Source organism: Serratia sp. CY43202 (genome assembly GCF_052168755.1).
GTDB classification, from domain to species: Bacteria; Pseudomonadota; Gammaproteobacteria; order Enterobacterales; family Enterobacteriaceae; genus Serratia; species Serratia bockelmannii.
Map to the genome: position 1 here is coordinate 37912 of NZ_JBJNMB010000004.1, position 19222 is coordinate 57133.

Genomic DNA, 19222 nt, shown 5'->3' on the forward strand with positions numbered 1-19222 from the left:
GGAGTGTTTATGAAAGGCATTGTTCTTGCGGGGGGCTCAGGTACGCGTCTTTACCCTATCACCCGAGGCGTATCAAAACAGTTGCTGCCTATTTATGACAAACCGATGATTTATTACCCGATCTCGGTGCTGATGCTTGCTGGGATCCGCGATATCTTGATCATCTCTACGCCAGAGGATCTCCCTTCATTCCGGCGCTTGTTAGGTGATGGGCAGCGTTTTGGTATCACACTAAACTATGCAGTGCAGCCAAGTCCGGATGGGTTGGCGCAGGCTTTTTTGATTGGGGAAGAGTTCATTAATGGTGAGCGCTGTGCGTTGGTCCTGGGCGATAATATTTACTTTGGTCAGAGTTTCGGCAAGAAGTTGGAAAGCGTTGCCGGGCAGCTGGAAGGCGCAACTGTATTCGGCTACCAAGTGATGGACCCTGAGCGCTTCGGTGTGGTGGAGTTTGACGAAAACTTCAAGGCGCTATCGTTGGAAGAAAAACCAGTGGTGCCAAAGTCTAACTGGGCAGTTACCGGGCTTTATTTCTATGACCATCATGTGGTTGAACTCGCCAAACAGGTAAAACCATCTGCACGCGGCGAGCTGGAGATCACCACGCTGAACCAGATGTATCTGGAGCGCGGAGCATTGAACGTTGAGATTCTTGGCCGCGGCTTTGCCTGGCTGGATACCGGCACGCATGACAGCCTGATTGAAGCATCGCAGTTTATCCACACTATCGAACACCGACAGGGTTTTAAAGTCGCCTGTCTGGAAGAGATCGCCTATAGAAAAGGCTGGCTCAGCAAAGAGCAGGTGGCGGAAGAGGCGAAGTTATTGAGTAAAACCCAATATGGTCAATATTTAGCGCAATTGCTGGTGGAGAAATAAGATGCAAGTGAGTGATACGTGAATTCATGGCGTGAAGATCGCCGTCAAAAGTGCTTGGCGATGCGCGTAGTTCCTGCTTGATAATGTTCGAAAAGGAAGGTGATCATCGGGGACTGGGCTCAGAACTGGATTTTGTTCAGGATAATTATTTGTTTTCCTCAAAAAAGCTACGCGGTCCGCCTTTTCAAGCGGCAAGCAGTCAAGGGCAACTGGTTTGCGTTATTCGTGGTGAAGTATTTCATGTCGTTGTTGGTTTTGTGAAGACTCGCCGGGCGATGGTGCATGGGAGGGAATCGTGCTTTTCGACAAGAACAAGGCTCAATTCAGGAGCCCGCCAAGTCTGGTAGCATGGCTCTGCCGCATTCTCGGATCTCGCTTATTTCGCATACAAATATACTGACTTCTGCAACCCACCACTGAGAGACTAGCTTCGATGCTCCCTTCCATGTCAATAAATGGTCGGTTGGCAAAGGCAAAGGCACTGCCTGGAACATCTCAGAGAGCCTAGCATGACCTTTTTATCTCTCCTACGAGCTTACCTCCACCTCTCTGTGATCGCGACAAAGGGGGGCGATTGGTTTCGACTTGTAGTGAATTATTCTTCTTTTCATCTTAAGGGACCAGTAGTTTCGATAAGAAGTCGCTTTGCTTTCATCGAATTCTGATTGCTTTTTTTGCGATTTCTCAGCGCTAATGCCAAATGTCATTGGGTGGTTAATATTTGAGCTCACGAAGGCTTTTTGTAGGTATTTAGTTCGTGTTTGAAAGGCCCAAATGGTACAATTTACCATAGAAAATCGCGTTTCCAGGGATGGTGAGGTGATTAACATTATGTTTAAAAAGAGTTTTTTTGTTTTTCTTTAATCAGCGAAAGGTGAAGGCGGGAACGCTGAATGATGAAGATAAACGGGCACGTAGCACTCTGGGAGCTAAAACCTAGGGGCGGTAGCGTGCTTTTTTAGGGGGTAAGAGATCCCCCCTCGTTCCGTAAGCGTTTGGCAGGATGATAGCTAGGTAAAGTAAAAACATAAGCAAAATTTGCTATTGTTTGTCCTCCTAGGCACTAGACGAATGCCGCGGAAATTTATTTTTTGATATACCGACTAATCATCAGCACATTCTGCTCCCGGCTGTACGATAAATCAGTAGCTAAATGAGCTTTTTTGACCTTTGAATGTACATTTTTTGGCGAAAAATGACTCTTCTTAACTGCTGTAAGTAGGGGCAGTTATGCGGCTGGATGTCACAGTGTTGACGGATAGTGAGTAATGTTAATTTTTGAAATGTTTAGTGCAGCTCCTGCGCTAAACAACGATGAGATATCGCGCAAATGAATATTTTATTATTTGGTAAAAATGGGCAAGTTGGTTGGGAATTACAGCGTGCCTTGGCGCCATTGGGACAGGTGATGGTGCTTGACTACAATACTACAGAATATTGCGGTGACTTCACTAATCCGAAAGGGATCGCCGAAACGGTTCGGCGTGTAAAGCCGGATGTGATTGTTAATGCCGCCGCTCATACCGCGGTGGATAAGGCTGAAAATGAAACGGAGTTGGCAGAGCTCATTAATTCGACATCAGTCGCAGCTTTAGCTAAAGCTGCAGAAGAAGTAGGAGCGCTGCTGGTTCATTATTCTACTGACTATGTATTCAACGGCTGTGGCGAATCGGCTTGGACGGAAAACGACCCAACAGCGCCGCTGAATATTTATGGGCAAACAAAGTTGAGTGGGGAACAGGCGATTCAGAAATATGCGTCACGTTACCTGATTTTCCGCACCAGCTGGGTCTATGCTGCAAAAGGGAATAACTTTGCGCGTACGATGATTCGTTTGGCGCAAGAACGTGATTCTCTTTCGGTGATCAACGATCAATTTGGGGCTCCAACAGGAGCAGAGTTGCTGGCAGACTGCACTGCACATGCGATTAAAACCGCCATGCTTCACCCTGAAGTGAGTGGGGTGTATCATCTGATAGCTTCTGGCGAAACAACCTGGCATGCATATGCTTCGCTGGTCATAGATTATGCCAGAACAAAGGGTGTTGAGTTTAAGGTTTCCAATATTACTGCAGTACCGACAACTGCCTTCCCGACACCAGCTGCACGTCCATTAAATTCTCGTTTGTGTACAGAAAAATTCCAACAAACATTTGGCCTGACATTGCCGCATTGGGAGCTTGGTGTGAAGCGGATGCTTGACGAAATATTGCGATAGGACAAAGGCAATATTTATCATATGAGGCCTTGTCAGAAAGTTGTTCTGAAAGATTATCGATGTCTAAATCTCAGCCGTCGGCTTAATATTAAACGATAGCTCATTAATAATTTCATACCTTAATGCATGCTTATGAAAATATATCGGTATATGTTTTCATCCGTAGTAGTGGTTATCGTCAGTGAAGGCCTGGATAAGTGGCACTCCATTGTTCCTATATGAAGTGCCTATGTTTTCTGGTTTTGTTAAATTTCTGTTGATGTAAACGGAAGGAAAGTGTAATGAAAGTGATTGCTACAGCGCTGCCAGATGTTTTGATTTTTGAGCCGACAGTTTTCGGTGATCCGCGAGGGTTCTTTTTTGAGAGTTTCAGTCAAAGAGTTTTTGATGAGGCGGTTGGGCGTCATGTCGATTTTGTACAAGATAACCACTCAAAATCGACGAAAGGGGTTTTACGCGGCCTACATTATCAACTGAATCCTCATGCTCAAGCAAAACTGGTACGCTGCGTGGAAGGTGAGGTTTTCGATGTCGCGGTTGATATTAGGCGTCATTCTAAGACCTTCGGGCAATGGATAGGTGTTAAGTTAAGCGCTGAGAATAAACGTCAGCTTTGGATACCAGAAGGTTTTGCTCATGGTTTCTTGACGTTGAGTGACACTGCAGAATTCGTTTATAAAACTACTAATTATTATGCTAAAGAAAGCGAGAGAAGTATTCTTTGGAATGATAAAGATATCAATATTGGTTGGGAAACCAATAATTGCCTACTTTCTGATAAAGATTTATCTGCCTCACGATTTATTGATGCAGAGGTTTTTGAATGAAAACAATAGTAAGAACGACGTTAGACCTTTTCGGCTCAACCTTTAGAAATAAACGCTTAATCTATACGCTAACTAAACGGGAAGTCATCAGCCGATACCGTGGTTCTGTCTTTGGTCTATTGTGGTCGTTTTTTACGCCTATTTTAATGCTAGTTGTTTATACTTTTGTATTTAGTGTTGTCTTTCAGGCTAAGTGGAGTGAGGGACAAACGTCTAAATCGGCTTTTGCATTAGTGCTATTCTCTGGTCTTATCATATTTAATCTTTTCTCAGAGTGTGTTAACCGCGCACCGACTACAATTCTTGCTAATTCTAATTATGTAAAAAAAGTTATATTTCCGTTAGAGATATTACCATGGGTGAATATGGGGGCTGCGTTATTTCACTTCTTTATTAGTTGTTCTGTTTGGCTGGTTTTCTATACTTTTGAAGTGGGTATTCCACATGCCACGATCCTGTTACTGCCATTCATTCTCTTACCATTGGTTTTGATGGTTATGGGGCTTAGCTGGATTTTATCTTCATTAGGCGTGTATTTGCGAGATGTGGGTCAACTAGTTGGTATAATTACCATGGTGTTAATGTTCCTGTCTCCAATCTTTTTCCCTATTTCAGCATTGCCTGCTGAAATAAAACCGCTTCTTTCGCTCAATCCATTGGCAGTTTTTATTGAGCAAGCGCGAGATGTTATGTATTGGGGCCGCATCCCTGATTTTTATTCGTGGGTAAAGGCGTTGGTTTCGGGCTCTTTAATTGCATGGTTTGGTTTTTTCTGGTTCCAAAGAACACGAAAGGGGTTTGCTGATGTCATCTGATAATATTATTGAAGTAGAAGGTCTCAGTAAATGTTACCAGATTTATGACTCACCGAAGGATCGCTTGCTGCAGATGTTTTTTCGTGGGGGAAAAAAACTATTTCGTGAGTTTTGGGCGTTGAAGAATGTCTCATTTAGCTTAAAAAAAGGTGAAACAGTAGGCATCATTGGTCGTAATGGTTCAGGTAAATCAACGCTACTTCAAATGATTTGCGGCACTCTGACGCCGACAGATGGTACGGTTAAAGTTAACGGAAAAATAGCTGCTTTACTGGAGCTGGGGGCCGGGTTCAACCCTGAGTTCACCGGGCATGAAAATATCTTTATGGCGGCATCACTGTATGGTTTGAGCAATGAGCAGATCCGCGAGCGTTATGAAAGTATTCTGGCCTTTGCCGACATTGGCGAACATATTGATCAGCCTGTAAAAACATACTCCAGTGGTATGTATGTCCGTCTTGCTTTCGCTGTAATTGCTCATGTTGATGCTGATATTCTTGTAGTGGATGAAGCCTTAGCGGTTGGCGATGCTGTCTTTACGCAAAAATGCATGCGTTTCATCCGTAAGTTTAAAGAGAATGGGACACTGCTTTTCGTTAGCCATGATACCAACTCCGTTATTAATCTTTGTGATAAAGCTGTCTGGCTTCATCAAGGAGAAATGGTCACTTCAGGTAAAGCAAAGAATATAGCTGAAAAGTATTTGCAGTATACTCTCCAGGAAGTTTATGGCGATGAAACGAAGTTGGATAGCCTTAAAAAAGAAACAATTGGGGATGTCGATGACAAACCTCAACCGGTAGAAGTTACTGCTGATAAATCTATCATTAATTACAACTCTCAGTATGGCATGGGAGAAAATTTGTCCGAGGCTGAAGGTTGGAAAACAGGGGCCGGCGAAATCCTTTCTGTTTCATTTTCAGAATTGACAGGTGGCAATGCGCTACATGTCTTTAAAGGCGGAGAAAAAGTCAAGCTGACTATTGAAGCTGTTGCACATGAGTCTTTTGATGCACCTATAATCGGTTTTTTGGTAAAAGACCGGTTGGGGCAGGTATTATTTGGAGAAAACACTCTGCCATTTACACAGAGTGAGCCAAAAAAAATTAGTGCAGGAGAGCTTTTCTCCGCGCATTATGTGTTCACATTGCCGATGCTGCCAAATGGAGAATACGCAATGATGGTATCGTTGGCAAATGGCGATATAAATAACCATGTTCAGCACCATTGGATGCATGATGCTGTCATCATTAACGTTTCATCTAGTGAGGTCCGTTGGGGGCTCGTTGGTATTAAATTTGATGAAGTGAAGCTGGAAATTAAATGAAAACATTAGTAGAACTCTATGAAGAGCATCATGGAAAATCTTCTGATAAATGGTCTATATATCTTTCCTCTTACCATGAAGTATTGTCTCATCTGAGGTTTAACCCGGTTAACTTTATGGAGATAGGCGTTCAAAATGGAGGCTCATTAGAGGTCTGGAATAAATATTTTCCAAATGCAAAAAATATTATTGGCTGTGACATTGATGCTAATTGCGCTCAGCTGAAGTATGAAGAGAAAAAAATACAGGTTGTCATCGGAAACTCTTCGACTGTAGAAGTAAAAGAAAAAATAGAGTCTATAACACCTACAATCACTATCGCTATTGACGATGGTTCACATGACTCCTCTGATATTATTAAATCCTTCCTTCTCTACTTTCCGCTAGTGGAAGATGGTGGCTACTATATTATTGAAGATTTGCACTGTAGCTATTGGCAGGCTTTTGAAGGTGGTTTATATGATCCATATTCTTCAATGTCATTCCTTAAAAAACTTGCGGATATTCCCAACCATGAACATTGGGGGGTTGAAAAATCTGAGCGCGATTACCTGAAGCCTTTTTATCAGCATTACAGTTGCGAAGCATTAGATTCGGTTGACTATAACCATATTCATTCTGTTCAATTTATCAACTCGCTCTGCATTATCAAGAAGAAATTACCCCAAGAAAATATCCTTGGTCCTCGAGTTATTATCGGAGACGAAGAAGCGGTAGTTAAAGGGAACCTAAAGGTTGATGGTAGTTTGAATGTTGCCCCCGCGCAGGATAAAAATCCTTGGGGCGATCTACCGACGTTCCCTGAGATGGAATGGCAAAGCTTAACTGATAATAACAAAAGTCAACTCGAGGAAAAAAAACAAGCACTGGCGAAAATAGAGAAGCTGAACCGCGATATTATCTATTACAAGAGTGTCGAAGAGGTTCTTCGCCAAGAGGTTGATGTAAACCGACAAAGCATGGCCGAGAAAGATCGGTTGGTGCACTCTTTGTCACACGACAACCATGCGCTATTAACATCGACAAGTTGGAAAGTCACACAGCCAATGCGAACGGGTGTAGCGAATCTGCGTAAATTAAAACGCGGCGTAGTCGTTTCTAAGAACGTTATCAAAATACACGGTCTTCAATATAGCCTGAAAAAGGCTATGGCATTGTATAAGCAGTTTGGTATGCGTGGTGTTATTGACAGGCTACGTTTGATAAATCAACAGCATGTTGCCTCACACGTTATAGAACGCAAGGAATTGGCCACTGTTGGCGTTGTGGCCGAAGCGGTTTTGATGCCTAAAGTGCTGATTATTGCTGAAATGTCTATTCCTCAATGCCGTAAATATCGTGTTGACCAAAAGGTAGAGCTTTTCAAAAAAATTGGGATTGAAACCACTACATTAAGCTGGACTCAGCAAAATGAGTGTATGGAAGCGTTGCAAACGCATTCAATAGTTATCTTTTATCGCGTTCCCGCTTTTGAAAGTATGGATCGTATTTTCGATGAATGTGAACGTTTGAATCTGACCACCCTCTGGGAAGTTGACGACCTCATTTTTGATCGGGAAGTTCTGGCCAATAGCAAGACCTTGAATGAACTAGATAAAAATACATTTAATGGGCTTCTCGAAGGTGCCAGCCTTTATAAGCGAGCAATGCTAAAATGTCGGGGGACGATTGCTTCCACGCAACATCTGGCTGAGGCAATGATCGATGCGGGCGCGAAATATGCCTACGTGATAGAGAATGCTCTGGATCCTGAAACTATTATTACGGCTCAAAACCTGCCAGTTTCGCGCACGAGTGAAACTGATGGGATTGTTCGAATTGTTTATGGCTCTGGAACCAGTACACATAACGTTGATTTTCAGGAAGCAGCCAGTGCTATTCTTAATGTATTGAAAAATAATGGAAATGTACGTTTTCGTTTAATTGGGGTTTTAGAACTTCCGCCATCGTTCGATGCGGTGAAATCGCAGATTGAACGCGTTGAACTTTGCCCTTATAAAGACTATCTTAAGGTCTTGGCTGAGTGTGACATCAGTTTGGCTCCGCTGGAAGATTACGTATTTAATTATTCCAAAAGCAACATCAAGTTCATTGAGGCCTCTATTCTTGGTATACCAAGCCTTTGCTCACCACTGCCGACCTTTAGTCGAGTTATAGAGCATGGTGTGAATGGTTACCTATGTAAAACTCCTGCGGAGTGGGAGGCGACGCTGCTCCAGTTGGTTCAATCTGCTGAATTAAGAAACGAAATAGGATCAAATGCTCAGACGACGGTGCTGCATCATTATTCACCGGATAATATAGCTAAAGAGCAAGTTTCTGTTATTGCTGATAAATTTATTAGACGTAATAAAACAGCTAAGCAGAAGAATATACTCTCGGTTAATTGTTATTACAATCCTCGTTCATTTGGTGGTGCGACCGTCGTTGCAGAGGAGCTGAATAAACGCTTCGATGCCAATGAAAATATTAATATTCATGTTGTGACATCCCTCTCTGAAGATTATGTAATGCCATATCATGTACGGCGTTATGGTACTTTTGGTCATGATTGTTATGGCATTGGGTTGCCTCACTTCTTGCGTGAAGAAGAACAAATACTAAATCACAATATTGATCCTGCATTTGAGCAGATTCTCGATATTGTCAAACCAGACTGTGTTCATTTTCACTCTATTCAAGGCTTAGGCATTTCTATGTTGGATATCTGTGCTAAGAGAGATATCCCAATAATTGTCACGGCGCATGATTGCTGGTGGCTATATGACCATCAGTTTATTCTCAGTTTTGACGATAAGCACAAGTTACGCGGCGTTTTCGAGGGCCACGAATCAGAAAAAATGAAGGATAAAGAAGCGCTTAGTTACTATGTCCTGAAGAAACGTAAGGCGCTGATGTTGGCGAGTAAGATTCTTGCGCCAAGTGCATTTAACTATGAACTTTATGCTACTGAAGGTTTCAATAATGTTCATTTGAATAAAAATGGCGTCAATTATCCACGGGTGACTAAAGATAGACAGGTTCCAAAGTTGATAACCTTTGGTTATGTTGGTGGAAACACCAACATTAAGGGATATCATTTAATCAAGGAAGCTTTCAGAAATATTGCTGCTGAAGATGCCAAGGTTGTGATCGTTGATAATACGTTGAGTCTTGGTTTTAGAACTTTTCATGACAGTGACCTGGACGGGTTGAATAATTATGAAGTTGTTCCCGCATTTACTCAGCAAAATATGGATGAGTTTTATGGCGGTATCGATGTTCTGCTTTATCCGACGCAAGCTAAAGAAAGCTTTGGCTTGACGGTTCGCGAAGCCTTAATCCGCAATGTTTGGGTGATTACCTCTGATGCAGGGGGGGCTCCTGAAGATATTATTGATGGAGGAAATGGTATTGTTATTCCATTTGATAACGATGCCATGAAGCTGCTGGCTGCTATTGAGACAACGATACAACATTTCCGCCAAATGCCAGATGGACGTTTGCCTGTCATACCTCACTCTCATATTCGCTCTTTTGATGAGCAGTATGAAGAGCTGGCAGAGATCTACCTTTCTACTCACTAAGAAAAGGGCCGAGAGGCCCTTTTTTTCTTAGGGAAAATAAGTGTGAATAGGAAAATAATTGCAATTACGGTAAGCTATAATCCTAATATTCTCAGCCTTAAACGACAAATTAAGGTGCTGTTGGCAAGCCAGGTTGCTGTAGTTGTTGTTGACAATAATTCAATCAATTGTGAACAGCTGAAAATTGCCTTGGCCGAGTTTTCTGGGCAATTAAAGTTAATGTGTTTGGCCGAAAATGAAGGGATAGCTGCAGCTCAGAATCGCGGTATCCGAATGGCAAAAGAGCAAGGGTTCGACTATGTATTGTTGATGGATCAGGATAGTCTCCCGGCAGATAATATGGTTGAAGAACTTTTGACGGCGGCTAAGCACAAGAATGCATTAGCCGCCGTTGGTCCCTGTTTTATTGACGCAGATCAAAGCGTCAGGGCTCGGTTTATTCGCGTTGAAGGGATTCGTATTATCAAAATGTCATCCAGTTCCTGCGATAATATCGTTGAGGTTGATCATCTTATTGCATCCGGGTCGTTGATTCCCGTTGCTGTTTTCGAACGGGTGGGGCTAATGGATGAATCCCTCTTTATCGATTATGTCGACATAGAGTGGGCACTGCGTGCTCGGGCAAAAGGGTTGTTGTCATATGGTGTTTTTTCCGCACAAATGCATCATAGCCTGGGAGACGGACGCATTGAGTTTGCTGGAAGGCACATTGCAATACACAGCCCCCTTCGTCATTATTATCTCGTTAGGAATGCCATACTTTTGTATAAGAAAGATTATATTCCTTTGAGTTGGAAATTGGTTGACGCGTATAAGCTTGTCTTGAAATTGACTTTTTTGTTACTGTTTTCTGGTCAGCGGTTGCAGAACTTAAAAGCAATTGTGCAAGGGATTATTCATGGTGTTACGAGTAAATCAGGTAAGTGTCCATTATAATGAATCATACCCATATTGATTATGATATAATTTCAGGACAGTGTGCCGAAGTCCGTTTGCTAATTTCAGTTGTGTCCTTTTACATTAATGATGATATCTTTATTTTAATGGACTCTATCGTGAAAGCTCAACGGGCCTGTCCAAATATTCAAGTGGACGTGACTGTCGTCGAGAATGGTTTCAAACAGAAAACAGATCTCCACCGTTTTCTTGAAGAGCAATATCCCTGCTGCCGAGTGGTCGTGTCAGGTGAAAATATCGGTTATGGTCGTGCGCATAATCTTACATTAAGCCATGAGCATGATTACCATCTTATTTTGAATCCCGATATTATTCTGTACGAAGATACGTTGGCCGTGGCTATGCGGTTTATGAACGATAACCCTCAGTGCGGATTGTTGACGCCGTTGGCCAGGTGGCGAAACGGTGAGCGACAGTTTTTGTGCAAACGTTATCCATCTGTCTTCACTTTGTTGTTGCGGGCGTTTGCTCCTGCGATAGTAAAGAAGCTTTTTAAGTTCAGACTCGACCACTATAATATGGTGGACGTTATCAATGAGACAGATGACTACTGGAATCCTCAAATTGTTAGTGGTTGTTTCATGCTATTCCGCACTGATGTTCTGCAGCAGCTCGCAGGATTTGATCCTCAATTTTTCTTGTATTTTGAGGATACAGACCTCAGCTTTCGAGCCAGTGGCGTTACCCAAGTTGCCTATGTGCCTAGTGTGAAAATTATCCATCATGGCGGAAATGTATCGAAAAAAGGACTTAAACATATTCTATTCTTCTGTCATTCTATGGTTAAATTTTTTAATAAGTACGGCTGGAAAATGCGCTGACTATAATAAAAGCGTTGTTTTTGATTGTATTGTAATCGGTAATTGATTTTTCATGCCTATCACACCTATTGCTACCCTACATGCCAAAACTTCGGTTACTATCCTCTAACAGTAGATAAACAACAGACGCTTCAGGTCTGTGTCATTCAAAGACAGGAGTTCCTAAATGTCCAAGCAACAAATCGGCGTTGTCGGCATGGCGGTAATGGGCCGCAACCTCGCGCTGAACATCGAGAGCCGTGGTTACACCGTTTCCATTTTCAACCGTTCTGGCGACAAAACTGACGAAGTGATCGCTGAGAACCCGGGCAAGAATCTGGCGCCGTATTACACCGTAGAAGAGTTTGTCGAATCGCTGGAAAAACCGCGCCGCATCCTGCTGATGGTGAAAGCGGGCGAAGCGACGGATAAAACCATTGCCTCGTTGACTCCGCACCTGGACAAGGGCGATATCCTGATCGATGGCGGCAACACCTACTATCAGGACACCATCCGTCGTAACCGCGAACTGTCCGACCAGGGCTTTAATTTCATCGGCACCGGCGTTTCCGGCGGTGAAGAGGGCGCGCTGAAAGGGCCTTCCATCATGCCTGGCGGCCAGAAAGAAGCTTACGAGCTGGTGGCACCGATCCTGGAGAAAATCGCTGCGGTCGCGGAAGGCGAGCCTTGCGTGACTTATATCGGCGCTGACGGTGCCGGCCACTATGTGAAGATGGTGCACAACGGCATCGAATACGGCGACATGCAGCTGATTGCCGAAGCCTATTCCCTGCTGAAGCAGGCGCTGAACCTGAGCAACGAGCAGCTGGCCGAAACCTTCGCCGAATGGAACAAGGGCGAACTGAACAGCTACCTGATCGACATCACCAAAGACATCTTCACCAAGAAAGACGAAGAGGGTAAATACCTGGTCGATGTGATCCTGGACGAAGCCGCCAACAAAGGCACCGGCAAGTGGACCAGCCAGAGCTCGCTGGATCTGGGCGAACCGCTGTCGCTGATCACCGAGTCGGTGTTCGCACGCTACCTGTCCTCGCTGAAGGACCAGCGCGTTGCCGCGTCTAAAGTGCTGACTGGCCCGAAAGTGGCGCCGTTCAGCGGCGACAAAGCCGAATTCATCGAGAAAGTGCGTCGCGCGCTGTATCTGGGTAAGATTGTGTCCTACGCACAGGGCTTCTCACAGCTGAAAGCCGCTTCTAAAGAAAATAACTGGGATCTGCACTACGGCGAAATCGCCAAGATCTTCCGCGCCGGCTGCATCATCCGCGCCCAGTTCCTGCAGAAGATCACCGACGCTTACGCGGCGGATGCCGATATCGCCAACCTGCTGCTGGCGCCATACTTCAAGCAAATCGCTGACGAGTACCAGCAGGCGCTGCGTGACGTGGTGGCTTACGCCGTGCAGAACGGTATCCCTACGCCAACCTTCTCCGCCGCGATCGCCTACTACGACAGCTACCGTTCTGCGGTACTGCCGGCGAACCTGATCCAGGCGCAGCGCGACTACTTCGGTGCGCACACCTACAAACGTATCGATAAGGAAGGCGTGTTCCATACCGAATGGATGGAATAAGCCCGCTCGTTGAACGATAAAAAAAGCCGCCGAGGTTAACGCCCGGCGGCTTTTTATTGCGCGTGATTTAACGTCACGCTTTTTTCTGATGCCTTTCGCGCAGCCGGCCGATCACCGCGCTCAGATCCAAATCCTGGTCCTGCAGCAGCACCAGCAGGTGATAGATCAGGTCCGAGGCTTCGTTGGTCAGCTCTTCGCGATCGTTGACCGTGGCGGCCAGCGCGGTTTCCACACCTTCTTCCCCGACCTTCTGCGCGATGCGCTTGGTGCCGCTGGCGTACAGGCTGGCGGTGTACGAGCTGTCCGGGCTGGTGTGCTTGCGCTCCGCCAACAGCTGCTCCAGCTGATAGAGGAACGTCCAGTCGCTGGCGGCCGGGTGGAAGCAGCTGCTGTTGCCGAGGTGGCAGGTCGGGCCGATCGGGTTGGCCAATACCAGCAGCGTGTCGTTATCGCAGTCCGGCGTGATGCTGACCACCTTGAGGAAGTGGCCGGAACTTTCGCCTTTGGTCCACAGGCGTTGCTTGGTGCGTGAGAAGAAGGTGACGTTACCGCTCTGCTCGGTGGTCGCCAGCGCTTCCGGCGTCATGTAACCCAGCATCAGCACTTCGCCGGAAACGGCGTGCTGCACGATGGCCGGCATCAGGCCGTCGGTTTTTTCCCAGTCCAGCTGGTTTCTCTGTTGTTCTGTCAGCACACGCGAATCTCCACGCTTTGTTCGACCAGGAACCTTTTCAGTTCGCCGATATTGATGATTTGTTTGTGGAACACCGATGCCGCCAGCGCGCCGTCGACGTCCGCATCGCGGAACGCTTCCAGGAAATGCTCCATGGTGCCCGCGCCGCCGGAGGCGATCAGCGGTACCTTGCAGGCCTCGCGCACCCGGCGCAGCTGTTGCAGATCGTAACCGTTGCGCACGCCGTCCTGGTTCATCATGTTCAGCACGATCTCACCGGCGCCGCGGCGCTGCACTTCCTGTACCCAGTCGAGGGTTTCCCACTGGGTGATGCGGGTGCGGCTCTCATCGCCGGTATATTGGTTGACGTGATACTTGCCGGTTTCACTGTCGAACCAGGTGTCGATGCCTACCACGATGCACTGCACGCCGAAGCGTTCCGCCAGGCGGCTAATCAGCTCAGGATCGGCCAACGCCGGTGAGTTGATCGAAATCTTGTCGGCGCCGAAAGACAGGATCTGGCTGGCGTCCTCGGCGCTTTTAATACCGCCGGCGACGCAGAACGGAATATCAATCACCTCCGCCACGCGCGATACCCAGCTTTTGTCCACCACCCGGCCGTCGCTCGAGGCGGTGATATCGTAAAACACCAGCTCGTCCGCACCTTCTTGCGCATAGCGCTGCGCCAGCGGCACGATGTCGCCGATGATTTCGTGGTTGCGGAACTGCACGCCTTTTACCACTTGCCCGTCTTTAACATCCAGGCACGGGATTATCCGTTTTGCCAGCATGCGATCGCCTCCTCAACGCTAAATTTACCTTCCAGCAGGGCGCGCCCTACGATCACGCCGGCAACGCCGCTGCCACGCAGCTGGGCGATGTCGTCCAGATTGCCGATGCCGCCCGAGGCCTGGAAGGCCACCTGCGGATAGCGGCGGCTGATCGCCTGATACAGCGCCACGTTGGAACCGGCCAGCGTACCGTCGCGCGAAATATCGGTGCACAGCACGTGCTTGAGCCCGTAGGGCAGGAACTGCTCCACCACCTGTTCCAGCGTGGCGTCGGAATCTTCCTGCCAGCCGCTGATGGCCACGCGTTTCACGCCCTGCGGGTCGATACGCACGTCCAGCGCCAGCACCAGCGCGTCGGCGCCGTAGCGCTCGAACCAGCTCTGCACCAACTGCGGTTGTTTCACCGCGGTAGAGCCGATCACCACGCGTGTGGCGCCGGCCTCCAGCAGGGCGCTGACGTCTTGCTCGTTGCGGATGCCGCCGCCGACCTGCACCGGCACGTTAACCCCCGCCAACAGCTTGCGTAGCAGCGGGATCTGGCGTGCGGCCGGATCCTTGGCGCCGGTCAAATCGACCAGGTGCAGTACCTGCGCGCCCTGTTGTTGATAGTCTTGCAGACGCAGCAGCGGATCGTTGCCGTAGTCGCGCTGCTGGCCGTAATCGCCCTGATGCAAGCGCACCACGTTGCCGTCGATCAAATCCAAAGCCGGAATAATCATGCTGCCTACATCTCCAGAAAGTTTTTCAACAGTTGCGCGCCGGCCGCTCCAGATCGTTCTGGATGAAACTGCACGCCGAAGAAGTTGTCTTTTTGCACGGCGGCGGTGAAGGGCTCGCCGTAGTTCGCCTGAGCGATGGTGCTGGGGCATATCGGCATCGCATAGCTGTGTACGAAATAGAAGTAGGCGCCGTCATCGATGCCGCGGAACAGATGGTGGCCCGCTTGCGCGGACACCTGGTTCCAACCCATGTGCGGCAGTGGTAGGCCGAAGTCGGTCATCTGCTTTACTGGCGTATCGATGAGGCCGAGCGTCGTTATGCCGCCGTTCTCTTCGCTGCTGGCCGCCAGCAGCTGCATGCCGAGGCAGATGCCCAGCACCGGCTGAGTGCAGGCCCTGATCAGTTCGAGCAGATCGCGTTCGCGCAGCTGATCCATCGCCGCCTGCGCGGTGCCGACGCCCGGCAGGAACAGCTTGTCGGCGCGCAGCACGATCTCCGGATCGCGGCTCACTTCCGGCTGATAGCCCAGGCGCCGCACCGCGTAGGTGACGGAGGCCAGGTTGGCGCAGCCGGTATCCAAAATCACCACGTTCATCACAGCACTCCTTTCGAGCTCGGCAGGGTATTGCCTTCGACGCGGATCGCCTGGCGCAGCGTGCGGCCAAACGCTTTGAACAGGCTCTCGACCCGGTGGTGGTCGTTTTTGCCTTTGGTCTTCAGGTGCAGCGTGCAGCCCATGGTGTAGGAGAGCGAGCGGAAGAAGTGCTCGACCATTTCAGTGCTGAGATCGCCGACGCGCTGATAGTTGAACTCGGCCTTGTACTCCAGGTGCGGGCGGCCGGAGATATCCAGCGCGCAGCGCGCCAGGCATTCGTCCATCGGTAACACGAAGCCGAAGCGGGCAATACCGCGCTTGTCGCCCAGTGCCTTGTTCAACGCTTCGCCCAGCGCCAGGCCGGTGTCCTCTACGGTGTGGTGATCGTCGATATACAGGTCGCCTTTGACGTCGATCTCCATGCGGAAGCCGCCGTGGGTGGCGATCTGATCCAGCATGTGGTCGAAGAAGCCGACGCCGGTTTTGATTTTGCTGCCGCCTTCGCGATCCAGCCAGACGTTGACATCGATCTGCGTCTCTTTGGTCACGCGGTTAACCCGCGCATGACGGTCGCGCAGGGTCAGCTGGCGCACGATCTCTTTCCAGCCCAGCACGCCGCGCTGGTAGCGCAGCCCCTGAATGCCCATGTTTTCTGCCAGCTGCACGTCGGTCGGCCGATCGCCGATCACGTAGCTGTGGGCGGTATCGAGCACGCCGGGTTCGAGGTAACCCTTCACCAGCGCGGTCTTCGGCTTGCGGCAGTCGCAGTTGTCCGCCGGCAGGTGCGGGCAGATCAACACATCGGCGAACTGAATGCCCTGCGAGCTGAGGATCTGCATCATCAGGTTGTGCGGCGGATCGAAGGTTTCCTGCGGGAAACTGGCGGTGCCGAGCCCATCCTGATTGGTGATCATCACCAGCTGATACCCCGCCTGTTGCAGCGCCAGCAGGGAAGGGATCACGTCCGGCTCGAGCGCCAGCTTGTCCAGGCGATCGACCTGGAAATCTTCCGGTGGCTCGGCGATCAGCGTGCCGTCACGATCGATAAAGAGGATTTTTTGGCTCACATTGGCTCCTGGCGAGTCTGGTTGGCGCCGGGCAGGGCGGACAAGGCGTCCACCACGCGTTGACATTCGTCGCGGGTGCCTATGGTGATGCGCAGGCAGCCGGACAATCCGGGCTGTTTGTTTTGGTCTCGTAAGATAATGCCCTGATCCCACAAGCTTTTAAACACATTACTTGCGGCGGTGAAGCGGGCCAGCAGGTAATTGCTGTCGCTGGCGAAAACCTGCTCGACGCAGGCGCATTTCTCCAGCTGTTGCTGCAGCCAGCTGCGGGTGGCGGCGATATCGGTGACGCGCTGGCGCATGGTGCGGATGCCTTCTTCGCTCAGCGCCTGCGCGGCGATATCCGCCACCGGCGTCGAAAGCGGGTAAGGCGCGATCACCTTCAGCAGCAGGGCAATCAGATCTTCATTGGCGAGCGTAAAGCCGCAGCGCAGGCCGGCCAGCGCAAAGGCCTTCGACAGCGTGCGCAGGATGGCCAGGTGCGGATAGTCGCTCAGCCAGCCGGCCACCGTGGCCTGCGGGCAAAACTCGATATAGGCTTCGTCCACCGCGACGATCGCCTTGCCTTTGGCCAGCTCTAGCAGGCTGCGCAGAGAGTCAGGGTCGATCAGGTTGCCGGTTGGGTTGTTCGGGCTGCAGACGTAGATCAGCTTTACGTTGTCCAGGCTGTCCGCGATGGCCGGCAGATCCAGCTGCCAGTCTTCTTTGGCGGCCACGGTGCGGCGCTCCACGCCGAAGGTTTCGGCGCTGACGGCGTACATGCCGTAGGTCGGCGGGCAGAACAGAATGGCGTCTTTGCCCGGCTCGCAAAAGGCGCGGATCAGCAGCTCGATGCCTTCATCGGCGCCGCGGCTGACCAGCACCTGCTCTTTCTTGACCCCGGCGTAGGCGGCGTAGCGTTCGATCACCTGCGCCGGCTGGCACTCCGGATAGCGGTTGAAGGTTTGCGCGGTCAGCTGGAATTCCGGTGCGATCGGGTATTCGTTGGCGTTCAGCCACACGTCGCCCTTACCGCCGAGGCGGCGCGCCGATTGATAAGGGGTCAGCTCGCGAACGTTGGCGCGCGCCAGTTTTTCGATGCTCATGCTTGCTCCTTCAGGGCGGCGACGCGCAGGGTCACGGCGTTCTTGTGGGCGATCAGCTGCTCGGCGGCAGCCAGCGTCTCGATGGTGGCGGCCAGGTTGCTGAAGCCCTGCGGCGTCAGCTCCTGCACCGTCATGCGTTTTTGAAAATCGGCCAGCCCCAGGCTGGAGCAGGTGGCGGTGTAGCCGTAGGTCGGCAGCACGTGGTTGGTGCCGGAGGCGTAATCGCCGGCGGACTCCGGCGACCAGTCGCCGAGGAACACCGAACCGGCGCTGGTGATGCCGTCCACCAGTTCGCGCGCATTACGGGTCTGAATAATCAGGTGCTCCGGGCCGTAACGGTTGCTGATCGCCACGCACTCAGTCAGATCGCGCGCTACGATCAGGCGGCTGCTCGCCAGCGCCTGGCGTGCGGTGTCGGCGCGCGGCAGCTCGGCCAGCTGGCTTTCCACCGCTTCGGCCACCGCCTGCGCCATCGCCGCGTCCGGCGTCAGCAGGATCACCTGCGAATCCGGGCCGTGTTCGGCCTGCGACAGCAGATCGGAAGCGACGAACGCCGGGGTGGCGCCGGCGTCGGCGATCACCAGCACTTCAGAAGGGCCGGCCGGCATGTCGATGGCCGCGCCGTCGAGGCGCTGGCTGACCTGCCGCTTAGCTTCGGTCACGAAGGCGTTGCCCGGCCCGAAGAGCTTCGCCACGCGCGGCACGCTTTCGGTGCCGAACGCCAGGGCGGCGATCGCCTGCGCGCCCCCGACCTGAAACACTTCCTGCACGCCGCACAGCTGCGCCGCATACAGGATCTCATCGGCGATCGGCGGCGGCGAGCACAGCACCACCCGGCGGCAACCGGCGATGCGCGCCGGCGTCGCCAGCATCAGCACGGTAGAGAACAGCGGCGCCGATCCGCCGGGAATATACAGGCCCACCGAGTCGATTGGGCGGGTCACCTGCTGGCAGCGCACGCCTGGCTGCGTTTCGACGTCCACCGGCGGCAGTCGCTGCGCGTTGTGGAAGGTTTCCACGTTGGCGACGGCCACCGCCATCGCCTGTTTGATGTCATCACCCAACCGCGCGGCGGCGGCGGCGATCTGCTCGGCGCTGACGCGCAGCGCCGAGACTTCCGCCTTGTCGAAACGGGCGCTGTAGTCGCGCAGCGCCCGATCGCCATTGGCCTTCACGTTGTCGAGGATCTCACTCACCGTGCGGGTGATGCTGTCGGAGGCGGCAATCGCCGGGCGCATCAGCAGCTCGGCCTGGCGTTCGGCGCTGCACGTTGCCCAATCGATCGGCGTGTTGAAGGTCGACATGGCG

General features: G+C 50.4%; 17 protein-coding genes and 1 pseudogene. 11 read left to right on the forward strand and 7 right to left on the reverse strand.

What is annotated here, in order from left to right; genetic code table 11:
- Positions 1 to 9 precede the first annotated feature (9 nt).
- The 11 genes and pseudogenes from rfbA (at position 10) to gndA (ending at position 12983) form a co-directional block, all read left to right on the forward strand.
- Positions 10 to 879, forward strand: coding sequence for a glucose-1-phosphate thymidylyltransferase RfbA (gene rfbA, locus ACJ8J5_RS09365; RefSeq protein WP_049207895.1), 870 nt, complete (start codon positions 10 to 12; stop codon positions 877 to 879).
- Positions 880 to 929: 50 nt separating this feature from the next.
- Complete coding sequence (locus tag ACJ8J5_RS09370) at positions 930 to 1226, forward strand: dTDP-4-dehydrorhamnose 3,5-epimerase family protein (RefSeq protein WP_367651314.1); 297 nt, start codon at positions 930 to 932, stop codon at positions 1224 to 1226.
- A gap of 983 nt (positions 1227 to 2209) precedes the next feature.
- Positions 2210 to 3097, forward strand: a complete 888-nt coding sequence (gene rfbD, locus ACJ8J5_RS09375) for a dTDP-4-dehydrorhamnose reductase (protein ID WP_173889615.1) — start codon at positions 2210 to 2212, stop codon at positions 3095 to 3097.
- A 281-nt stretch (positions 3098 to 3378) separates the two neighbouring features.
- Positions 3379 to 3924: a dTDP-4-dehydrorhamnose 3,5-epimerase gene (rfbC, locus tag ACJ8J5_RS09380; protein WP_126179401.1), complete on the forward strand. Its 546-nt coding sequence runs from the start codon at positions 3379 to 3381 to the stop codon at positions 3922 to 3924.
- Positions 3921 to 4739 carry an ABC transporter permease gene (locus tag ACJ8J5_RS09385; protein ID WP_173889613.1) on the forward strand — a complete coding sequence of 273 codons (819 nt, stop codon included), beginning with the start codon at positions 3921 to 3923 and terminating at the stop codon, positions 4737 to 4739. Before rfbC ends, ACJ8J5_RS09385 begins: the two co-directional genes overlap by 4 nt.
- A complete protein-coding gene (locus ACJ8J5_RS09390; RefSeq protein WP_414104563.1) occupies positions 4729 to 6066 on the forward strand; it encodes an ABC transporter ATP-binding protein in 1338 nt (445 codons plus the stop codon). Before ACJ8J5_RS09385 ends, ACJ8J5_RS09390 begins: the two co-directional genes overlap by 11 nt.
- A pseudogene (locus ACJ8J5_RS09395) lies at positions 6063 to 6473 on the forward strand (CmcI family methyltransferase); the annotation flags it as partial. The gene ACJ8J5_RS09390 and the pseudogene ACJ8J5_RS09395, both read left to right, overlap by 4 nt.
- 765 nt (positions 6474 to 7238) lie before the next feature.
- On the forward strand, positions 7239 to 9632 hold the full coding sequence (locus ACJ8J5_RS09400) for a glycosyltransferase (protein ID WP_414104643.1): 2394 nt from the start codon (positions 7239 to 7241) through the stop codon (positions 9630 to 9632).
- Positions 9633 to 9674: 42 nt separating this feature from the next.
- Positions 9675 to 10568, forward strand: coding sequence for a glycosyltransferase family 2 protein (locus ACJ8J5_RS09405; protein ID WP_173889609.1), 894 nt, complete (start codon positions 9675 to 9677; stop codon positions 10566 to 10568).
- The gene (locus ACJ8J5_RS09410) at positions 10568 to 11410 is read left to right on the forward strand and encodes a glycosyltransferase (RefSeq protein ID WP_414104564.1); all 843 of its coding nucleotides are present in this window, start codon (positions 10568 to 10570) and stop codon (positions 11408 to 11410) included. Before ACJ8J5_RS09405 ends, ACJ8J5_RS09410 begins: the two co-directional genes overlap by 1 nt.
- 166 nt (positions 11411 to 11576) lie before the next feature.
- Positions 11577 to 12983 carry an NADP-dependent phosphogluconate dehydrogenase gene (gene gndA / locus ACJ8J5_RS09415; RefSeq protein WP_025302186.1) on the forward strand — a complete coding sequence of 469 codons (1407 nt, stop codon included), beginning with the start codon at positions 11577 to 11579 and terminating at the stop codon, positions 12981 to 12983.
- Between the two features lie 73 nt (positions 12984 to 13056).
- Here the strand turns inward: gndA and hisIE are convergent, their stop codons facing one another.
- Genes hisIE through hisD form a run of 7 tightly spaced genes read right to left on the reverse strand, consistent with a single transcriptional unit; the run spans position 13057 to position 19218 of the window.
- Complete coding sequence (hisIE, locus tag ACJ8J5_RS09420) at positions 13057 to 13677, reverse strand: bifunctional phosphoribosyl-AMP cyclohydrolase/phosphoribosyl-ATP diphosphatase HisIE (protein ID WP_342173847.1); 621 nt, start codon at positions 13675 to 13677, stop codon at positions 13057 to 13059.
- Positions 13671 to 14447 (reverse strand): imidazole glycerol phosphate synthase subunit HisF, encoded by a 777-nt coding sequence (gene hisF, locus ACJ8J5_RS09425; RefSeq protein WP_414104565.1) that lies wholly within the window; start codon positions 14445 to 14447, stop codon positions 13671 to 13673. The genes hisIE and hisF overlap by 7 nt, the downstream gene beginning before the upstream one ends.
- Positions 14429 to 15166 (reverse strand): 1-(5-phosphoribosyl)-5-[(5-phosphoribosylamino)methylideneamino]imidazole-4-carboxamide isomerase, encoded by a 738-nt coding sequence (gene hisA / locus ACJ8J5_RS09430; RefSeq protein WP_025302188.1) that lies wholly within the window; start codon positions 15164 to 15166, stop codon positions 14429 to 14431. Before hisA ends, hisF begins: the two co-directional genes overlap by 19 nt.
- Positions 15167 to 15171: 5 nt before the next feature.
- Positions 15172 to 15762 (reverse strand): imidazole glycerol phosphate synthase subunit HisH, encoded by a 591-nt coding sequence (hisH, locus tag ACJ8J5_RS09435; RefSeq protein ID WP_060432753.1) that lies wholly within the window; start codon positions 15760 to 15762, stop codon positions 15172 to 15174.
- Complete coding sequence (gene hisB / locus ACJ8J5_RS09440) at positions 15762 to 16829, reverse strand: bifunctional histidinol-phosphatase/imidazoleglycerol-phosphate dehydratase HisB (protein ID WP_060432754.1); 1068 nt, start codon at positions 16827 to 16829, stop codon at positions 15762 to 15764. Before hisB ends, hisH begins: the two co-directional genes overlap by 1 nt.
- The gene (gene hisC, locus ACJ8J5_RS09445) at positions 16826 to 17914 is read right to left on the reverse strand and encodes a histidinol-phosphate transaminase (protein WP_060432755.1); all 1089 of its coding nucleotides are present in this window, start codon (positions 17912 to 17914) and stop codon (positions 16826 to 16828) included. Before hisC ends, hisB begins: the two co-directional genes overlap by 4 nt.
- Complete coding sequence (gene hisD / locus ACJ8J5_RS09450) at positions 17911 to 19218, reverse strand: histidinol dehydrogenase (protein ID WP_414104566.1); 1308 nt, start codon at positions 19216 to 19218, stop codon at positions 17911 to 17913. Before hisD ends, hisC begins: the two co-directional genes overlap by 4 nt.
- Between the last annotated feature and the right edge of the window lie 4 nt (positions 19219 to 19222).